We start from the raw sequence: 1,058 nt of genomic DNA, 5'->3' as shown, positions 1-1,058 counted from the left end.
GTCGTGGCCTGGTGCTGGAACCCTATGCGCAAGGCGCGCTGATCGCCGGCGGCGTGCTGTCGGCCTGCGCGCCGCAGCCGGCGATCGACGGCTGGCTCGGGAAGATCGCCGCTGGCGACGCGCTGGTCGTGCTGGCACACCAGGAGCGCGGCGCGCGCTACCGGCTGGCGCGCGTCGAGACCTCGGCGAAGGCGGCCGGCAGCGCGTGGACGCTCAACGGCGCGAAGAGCCTCGTGCCGGCCGGTGACCTGGCGGATGCGTTCATCGTGCCGGCCCGGGTGTCGGGTGCGGTCGACGACCCGGCGGGCGTCGCGCTGTTCCTCGTCGAACGCCGCGCCGCCGGCGTGAAGACGCGCGGCTACGGCACCGCCGATGGCGCGCGTGCGGCCGAGCTGGCGCTCGCTGATGCGCCGGCCACGCTGCTGGTGGCTGCCGGCGATGGTCATGCAGCGCTGGAGCATGCGGCCGACATCGGCATCGCCGCGCTCTGCGCCGAGGCGGTCGGCGCGATGGACCAGCTGGTCGCGGTGACCGTCGAGTACATGAACACGCGCAAGCAGTTCGGCGTCGCGATCGCGAGCTTCCAGGCGCTGCGCCACCGCATCGCCGACGTGAAGATGCAGCTGGAGCTGGCACGCTCGATGAGCTACTTCGCGACGCTGAAGATGAACGAACCGGCCGCGGCGCGGCGGCGCGCGCTGGCGCAGGCCAAGTACCAGCTCGGTGTCTCGATGCGCTTCGTCGGCCAGCAATGCATCCAGCTGCACGGCGGCATCGGCGTCACCGACGAGTACATCGCCGGTCACTACTTCAAGCGGCTGACGGTGATGGAGCTGAGCTTCGGCGACACGCTGCACCAGCTGGGCGAGGTGTCGACGCGCATGCAGGACACGGCAGGCGTCTTCGCGTAGCGGGGGCGGCGATGCGGCCGCCATAATCAGCGGCTCCATGTCCGACTCCCTGCGATGCATTCGACACCCGGTCTGAGCGCCGTTGCCGGCCTGCGTGTCGGCCACTTCACCGACACCCGCCGGCCGACCGGCTGCACCGTCGTGCTC

1 protein-coding gene is annotated in these 1,058 nt (G+C 71.6%); it reads left to right on the top strand.

All coding sequences use genetic code 11. The features are described from left to right. Nucleotides 1–911, top strand: a 911-nt coding sequence (locus AC1D15_RS33940; protein WP_477829529.1) for an acyl-CoA dehydrogenase family protein, incomplete at its 5' end; no start/stop codon positions are given. Nucleotides 912–1,058 lie beyond the last annotated feature (147 nt).

Source organism: Rhizobacter sp. P2_H2 (genome assembly GCF_056403375.1).
Note: the sequence above shows the minus strand (reverse complement) of the source record. Positions and strands in the feature narration are given on the sequence as shown.